Source organism: Roseateles sp. SL47, from assembly GCF_026625885.1.
In the GTDB taxonomy this organism is placed as follows: domain Bacteria; phylum Pseudomonadota; class Gammaproteobacteria; order Burkholderiales; family Burkholderiaceae_C; genus Roseateles.
On the sequence record NZ_CP113068.1, the window covers coordinates 6,380,668 to 6,388,479 of the forward strand.

Below are 7,812 nucleotides of genomic sequence, written 5' to 3' on the forward strand. Positions count from 1 at the left end.
TCTACGCGGTTGGACCGGCCTCAGACATGCTCGCCGGTAAGGCGTCGCAGCTCCTGCACCACGAGGACCAAGGCCTCCCGTTCGGCAAGCGTCACTTCAGGGTTCCAGAGATCGACCAGCAGGCAGGTGCGCGCGCGATCACCTGCATTCCAGGCCTCATGCAGATAGGAGTAGTCGAACAGCAGGCAGCGTCCCTCCTCCCAGCAGTGATCGACGTTGGCCACCCTCAACACGCAATCGGAGGGGATGTCCACCGCGAGGTGGAGGTTGATGGTGAAGTTCCACAGATCGCAATGCGGCGCAACCCTGGCGCCCGGCAGCAGGGTGGAGAAGTGCATTTCAAGGAGCGGGCACAGCCAGTCCGCGATCTGCTCTTTCATGAAGCGGAAGGTCTGGGGTACGTACTGGGCCGCAGCGTCCACCTCCTGCCCCTTGCGGAACAGGTAGAGCGCCTTCCAGTCATCCTGAACCCCTTTGTAGTGGCCGTAGTCGACCAGCGCTCCGGCTTTCGACGTCTGCAGAAATTCCGCCTTGATCTCCGGATGCAACTTCTCCAGCCCTTCCACGATGGGACGCAGCACCTCGTGCTCCCGGGGGTCATGCCAGGGTTTGGACGTCAGCCCGGGCAAGATCCATTTGGCCTGTTTCTGCAGCGGATGCCGATCCGAACGCTTGCCCAGCAGCATGCGTTCCACACGCAACACGGAATCCGCACCGTGACGGCGACGGATCTCCTCCAGACCTTCCTGAATCGACGGTGTCATGCTCTCCCTCCTGTTTTATTCAAGCTGCGCGCTGACGCGAGAACGCGGCGCCCCCTCGTCTTCTTCCAGCATGGCCAGCAGTTCGCTTTCCGATAGACCTCCAAGCTCCGACTTCAAGGCATCGATGTCCTCGCCCAGGTAGACCTTGAACTGCAACTGTTGGACCGATTCAGCGAGGTCCCGCAGGACTGGGCGCTCAAACAGCTCCCGCATGGGAAGGTCCACACGGCATTCGTCCTCCACACGACGCAACAGCCGCACGGCCATCAGGGAGTGGCCCCCCAGCTCAAAGAAGTTGTCATGGCGGCCTACGCGCCCCACGCCCAGAAGCTCCTGCCAGATCTGCGCGAGGCATCGCTCCAGCTCATTGGCTGGCACTTCGTAGGTCCGGCTGGCCAGTGCCGCGAGGTCAGGCGCGGGCAGCGCCTTGCGGTCGATCTTGCCGTTGGGGGTCAGCGGCAGCTCGGGCAGCACCACAAAGGCGCTGGGCACCATGTACTCGACCAGGCTGTGCGCCAGCGCCTCGCGCAGTGCCGCTGCGGTCACCTGCTGCCCGGCATGTACCGTCAAATAGGCCACCAACCGCTTGTCGCCCTCCTGATCCTCACGGGCAACGACCACCGCCTCGCGCACCTCGGTGCACTGCAGAAGACGGTTTTCGATCTCCCCAAGCTCAATGCGGAAACCACGAATCTTCACCTGATGGTCGTTGCGACCGAGGTATTCGATGGTCCCATCAGGCAGCCATCGACCCAGGTCGCCGGTCTTGTACATGCGGGCGCCGGCCTCCGCGCCGTAGGGGTCCGTCAAAAACCGCTGCTGCGTCAGCTCTGCCCGGTTGCAGTAGCCGCGCGCCACGCCCAGGCCGGCAATGTGAATTTCGCCGGGCACGCCCAGCGGCACCGGGGCACCGCTCGCGTCGAGGATGTACACCCGGGTGTTGGCCACAGGCCGCCCGATGCCGGGCCGGAAGCCCTCGTCACGATCCATGGAGACAAAGGTCGAATAGGTCGTGGTTTCCGAAGGGCCATACAGATTCACCACCCTGCGCGCACGCGATGCTGCAAAGGCCCGATCCACCAACGCGCCGCGCAAGGGCTCGCCAGCCAGGTTGATGCACAGCAGCGCCTCCGGCAGCACATCGTGGTCCAGCAAAGACTGCATCGCCGAGGGGACGGTGTTGATCAGCGTGACATCGTTCCAGCTCGCGTCATGCGTCAGCGCGTCGGGCACAAGACGAATCGCGGTCCCCGCGCTGAGCGGGACAAAGAGCTCAAAAACGTGGAGATCGAAGTTCACCGACGTCGAGAACAAGGTCACCGCCAACTCGTCGGTGCTAAAGGCTTCCATGCCCCAATGGACGAAGTTCACCGCATTGCCATGTTCGATACCCACGCCCTTGGGCTGCCCCGTCGATCCTGAGGTGTAGATGACATAGGCGAAATGCCCCGGGGCCAGCCCCCAGCCCTGCCGGCCCGGGTCATGAGGGTCCTGCTCGGCGATGCCTGCGGCGTCGGCTCCATCCACCACCAGCATGGGCACGCCGATGGGCAGTGCAGCCCGCACGTCCTGCTGAAGAAGCATCTGGGTCAACACCGCCACCGGCTCGCAGTCGGACAGCATGTAGGCCACGCGCTCGGCCGGATAGGCCGGATCCAGCGGGACGTAGGCTCCACCGGCCTTCAGCACGGCCAGCACCGCCACGACCAGGCCGGCATGGCGCTGCATGCAGATGGCCACACGGTCATCGGGACGCACACCTGTGGCCCGCAGCGCATGGGCCAGGCGGTTGGCGCGGGCATTGAGGTCCTCATAGCTCAACCGCTCGTCGCCGCACACCAACGCCAGCCGTTTCGGATGGAGGCGGACACCCGCTTCGAAGCGCTCATGCAGCAGCAGCTCACGAGGGTACTCAGTGCGGGTGGCATTGAACACTTCCAGCAACTCGTGGCGCTGCTGCGGGCCCAGCAAGTCCAACTGGCCGACACGTCGCTGGTCGTCCGCCACCATGTCGCCCAGCAAGGTCTGCAGGCAGGACTCCATCCGCGCCACCGTGCCGACATCAAAAAGCGCGCTGGCGTAGTTGATGTCCGCCGTGATCAGGTCGGTGCCGATATGGATGGACAGCATCAGATCGCACAGTGCAGTGTCTTCAAGGGTCTCCTTGGAAAAGAACTTCAGTCCGGCCACGGCCAGCTCGTGGTCGCCAGGCGTGTTGTGAACGTTGAGCATCGCCTGGAAGATCGGGTTGTGGCTCATGCTGCGCTGGGGCTGCAGGGCCTCAACCACCTGCTCGAACGGCAGATCCTGATGCTCATAGGCATCCAGGGTGGTCGCCTTGACCTGCTGCAGCAGTTGTTCCACCGTTGGATCACCCTCGATCCGAACGCGTAGCGCCAGTGTGTTGACGAAGAAGCCGATCAGTCCCTCCGTCTCTTTGCGCTGCCGGTTGGCCACTGGCGTGCCGACGACAATGTCCCCCTGACCGCTGAAGCGACTCAGCAATACGGCCCAGGCCGCCAGCAAGGTCATGAACAGGGTGGTGCCATGCCGCTGAGACAGTTGGCGCAGTCCCGCCGTTAATGCGGCAGACACCTCAAAGGGTCGATGGCCGCCTGCATAGCTCTGCATGGCGGGCCGGGGCCGGTCGGTGGGCAACTCCAGGAGCGCAGGCGCGCCGCTCAGTTGTTTTTTCCAGTAAGCCGTTTGCTGCCCCAACACCTCACCCTGCAGCCACCGGCGCTGCCAGATCGCGTAATCGGCATACTGGATCGGCAGCGGAGGCAGTGGATCCGGCTGGCCCTGGCTGAAGGCCTCGTAGAGCGTGGACAACTCGCGCACCATGATGCCGATGGACCAACCATCCGAAATGATGTGGTGCTGGGTCACGACCAGGATGTGCTCGGAGTCGGACAGACGTAGCAGGAGGCCCCGAATGAGAGGTCCCTGCGCGAGACTGAAGGGCGCACGCTGTTCTTCATCACAGCGGCGCTGCACGGCTGCGGCCAGCTCGGGTTCAGGCAGGGCACCCAGGTCGACTTCGCTCAGCGCGAAGCCGGTGCTGGCTGGACCAATGACTTGCACTGCCTGCCCGTCCAACTGACCGAAACACGTGCGCAGCCCCTCGTGCCGCACCACCACGGCGTCCAATGCGGCCTTGAGAAGACCCCGATCCAGCGGGCCAGCAATGCGGATGGATTTCGAAATGTGATAGGCCGCGTCGGCAGCATGATCTAGCTGATCAATGAACAGCAGCCGCTGCTGCGAATACGACGGCGGAACGATGTCCGTGACGGCCCGACGGGGGATACCGTCCCGGGCCCGCTCCGCTTCCGGTGCGCGCATGCGGTCGACTTCCAGCGCTTGCGCTGCGACGGTCGATTCACGGAACAGCGTGCGCAGCGGGACTTCGGCCCCCAGATGACTGCGGATGCGTGAGGCCAATTGGATGGCGATGAGCGAGCTGCCGCCCAACGCAAAGAAACTGTCCCTCACGCCAATCGGCCCCACGCCCAGCAACGCTTCCCAGATGGCGCAAAGATCCCGCTCGGTCGCCGACTGCGGCGCCACGAACTCGGTCGGAAGATCCGGGCGCGCATGCAGCGACAGGGCAGCGGGTGCGCCAATGGATCCCGGCGCTGTCAGCCCCTCGTCGGACGGCTCCAGTGGCCCCTGCGGGTCGGTGTTCCCGATGTGCTGCGTGGCAGCAACGCGGGCCACGGCCCCCGCGCCCTTGCCAATCCAGTAGCGCTTGCGCTCAAAGGGATAGGTCGGCAATGGAACGCGTGAACGCGGTTCATCCCGGTAAACCGCCTGCCAGTCCACAGCGTAGCCCACGGTCCAGAGGCGGCCGAGCGCCGCCATCGCCGTCACCAGGCTGCTGGCTGGATCATCCTGGCGCGGGACGGAATCGATGACGCTGCAAGCCGCCCCCTGCCCAGCACCCGCACCTGCATCCCGTCGGACCAGATTGCTGAGTGTGTGCCCCGGGCCCAGCTCAAGAAAGACCTCCAATTGGCGCTCTTTCAGCTTCTGAACGCCTTGAGCGAAGCACACCGTATTGCAAAGGTGTCTCACCCAATAGTCGGGATCCTTGGTTTGTTGCTCGGTGATCCACTCTCCCGACAGGTTGGAGAGGAAGGGCAACTGCGGAGCCTTCAGCTCGACGCCGGCCATCACCGACCGGAACGACGCCAGGATCGGTGCCATCAAGCCGGAGTGGGAGGCCGGCCAGCCCCTGAGAAACTGGAATTCGACGCCAGCCTCGGTCCAGCGGGCCGCGAGCGTCTCTGTTGCCTCGGGAGTTCCTGCTATGGTGCAGGCCTGTTGCGCGTTGACACACGCCAGCCATAGGCCCTCCCCCAGCCAAGGGCGCACCTGCTCCGGCGACAGCAGCACGGCCAGCATGTTTGCAGTCGGCAGGGCACCGATCAGTCGTCCGCGCTCTGCCACCACCTTCAATGCATCCGGCAAGGAAAAGACCTCCGCCAGGCAGGCCGCCACGTATTCACCCAGGCTGTGCCCGATCATCGCCATCGGCTGGACACCCCAATCCATGAACTGCCTGGCCAGCGCGTACTCCAGCGAGAAGAGCGCAACGAGGGACACCTCCAGCTGATTCATGTGCGCCTGTGCGGCGGCCAGTTGATCTTCTTCTGGAAAGAGCACGCTGCGAATATCCAGCTGCAGGATGGGCTTCGCCAGAGCGGCGCACTGGTCGATCTGCTGCCGGAAGAACGGTTCCGCCTGATACAGCGACCGCCCCATGCCCACATACTGGGTCCCACCACCAGGGAACATGAAAACGACGCCGGGCTGCCCCTTGGCACTGGATCTGCCCAGATGGGCCGTGTCCAGGCTGCGCGTCCACCCCTTCGCGCTCTGCGCCTCCTCCCCAGCCGCTGGCGACTCGATGCACACCACACTGCGGCGGTACTCGAACTGCTGCCGCCCCACCATCAGCGTGTGGGAGATGTCGGCGGCGCTGAACTCAGGGTGGGACGCCAGATAGCTGGTCAGGTTCGCTGCGGCGGCCGACAGCGCCGTTGGTGTTTTGGCGGACAGCAGCAGCAGCTGCGGGCGAGTGGACCGAGTGACCGCGACTCGCGCAGGCGCTTCCTCCAGCACCACATGCGCATTGGTTCCGCCGACACCAAACGAACTCACACCGGCCCGCAATGGCGCGCCCAGGTCGGGCCAGTGGCCGAGCTGGTTGTTGACGTAGAACGGGCTGGACGCGAAGTCGATGTGGGGGTTGGGTGCCTTGAAGTGCAAGCTAGGGGGGATCAGCCGGTGCTGCAGCGACAGCACGGTCTTCATCAGCCCAGCGATGCCCGCCGCCGTGTCCAAGTGCCCCAGGTTGGTCTTGACCGAGCCCAGCGCGCAATACTGCTTCCTTGTGCTGGTAAGTTCAAAGGCCTTGCTCAGTGCACGCACTTCGATGGGATCGCCCAGTCGGGTGCCGGTGCCATGCGCCTCGACATAAGCGATGGTGTCCGCCGTCACATCCGCGATGGACAAGGCCTCACTAATGGCGGCAGCCTGGCGGTCCACGCTGGGAGCGGTGAAACTGATCTTGTCGGAACCATCGTTGTTGATGGCAGAGCCGCGCACCACTGCATGGATGTAGTCGCCATCCGCATAGGCATCGGCCAGACGCTTCAGAAGCACGATGCCCACGCCGCTGCCATCCACAATCCCGGTGGCATCGGCATCGAAGGCGCGGCAATGGCCATCTGCCGACTGGATGCCTCCATCCACAAAGGTGTAGCCGGTTTTTTCGAGGTTGGAGATGGCCACACCACCGGCAAGCGCCATGTCGCACTCGCCGTTCAGGAGGCTCTGGCAGGCCACATGCACGGCCACCAGAGAGGTCGAGCACGCCGTCTGTACCACCAGTGCGGGGCCGCGAAGGTTGAGCTCGTAAGCCACCCGGCCGCACAGGAAATCCTTCTGATTGACCTGCATGATGGCGCGCCCGCCCATGGAGCGAATCACTGCCGGGTTGGACGCCAGGTTCTCAAAGAGGTAGGCGCTTTCGGCAACCCCACCGAAGATGCCGATCGACCCGTCATAGTCACGGGGGCTGTACCCTGCGTGCTCCAGCGCCTCCCAGGAACACTCCAGGAACAGCCGATGCTGCGGGTCCATGAGTTCGGCTTCGCGCGCGGCGACCCCGAAGAAGTCGGCATCGAACTTGTCGATGTCGGACAGCATGGAGGCCACCTTCACATAGTTGCTGTCGGCGATGAGATCCTCTTGCACGCCGGCCTGCCGCAACTCGTCGTCCGAGATCGGATGGACGGAGTCCAGCCCCTCGCGGAGGTTTTTCCAGAACTGCTCGAGTGTGGCGGCATCCGGAAAGCGCCCGGCCATGCCAATGATCGCAATGCTGTTGTTGGGGTCGATGTTGTTCTGATCATTCCATTGGTTCATGGCTACCGTCCCGTCGTTACTTGCCGGCCGAGCTTCGACCGTCTCTCGCGTTGCTGCGCGGCACTGCGCTTGCGCGCCTCTGCACGCGACACCCCCTGTTGGGCGGGCGCCTCCTGATCCTGCTCACCGCCCAGAAACGCCGCGATCTGCTCCACGGTGGTGTGCGTGAAAAAGTCGGACATGGCCAGCCGCCCCGGATACATCTGATCCAGTTGCTGATGGAGGCTGACAAGCAGCAGGGAATGTCCGCCGAGGTCAAAGAAGTTGTCGGTGACACCCACCCGATCGGTCTGCAGCAGGGTCGCCCAGACCTGGCTGACCGCCGCTTCGGTGGCGTTGCGCGGAGCCACATAGCGGTCGGACACCTCCGATGATTCCAATGCGGGCAAGGCCTTCCGGTCGATCTTCCCGTTGGGTGTCAGCGGCAGTTCGGCCAGCACAACGAAGGCACTGGGCAGCATGTAGTCCGGCAGTTGGTCCGCCAGCTCACTGCGCAACTGCGTCGTGGCCAGTTCGTGGCCAGGCTGGGGGGTCACATAGGCCACCAGACGATTCTGGCCATCGATGTCTGCACGGGACAGCACCACCGCTTCATGCACACCCTGGCACTGCG

General features: G+C 64.1%; 3 protein-coding genes. All 3 read right to left on the reverse strand.

Features of this window, described 5'->3' with window-relative positions:
• Positions 1-20: 20 nt before the first annotated feature.
• On the reverse strand, positions 21-764 hold the full coding sequence (locus OU995_RS27380) for an aspartyl/asparaginyl beta-hydroxylase domain-containing protein (RefSeq protein ID WP_267833304.1): 744 nt from the start codon (positions 762-764) through the stop codon (positions 21-23).
• A 15-nt stretch (positions 765-779) separates the two neighbouring features.
• Positions 780-7,199: a non-ribosomal peptide synthetase/type I polyketide synthase gene (locus OU995_RS27385; protein ID WP_267833305.1), complete on the reverse strand. Its 6,420-nt coding sequence runs from the start codon at positions 7,197-7,199 to the stop codon at positions 780-782.
• A 2-nt stretch (positions 7,200-7,201) separates the two neighbouring features.
• Positions 7,202-7,812, reverse strand: a 611-nt coding sequence (locus OU995_RS27390) for a phosphopantetheine-binding protein (protein WP_267833306.1), incomplete at its 5' end; no start/stop codon positions are given.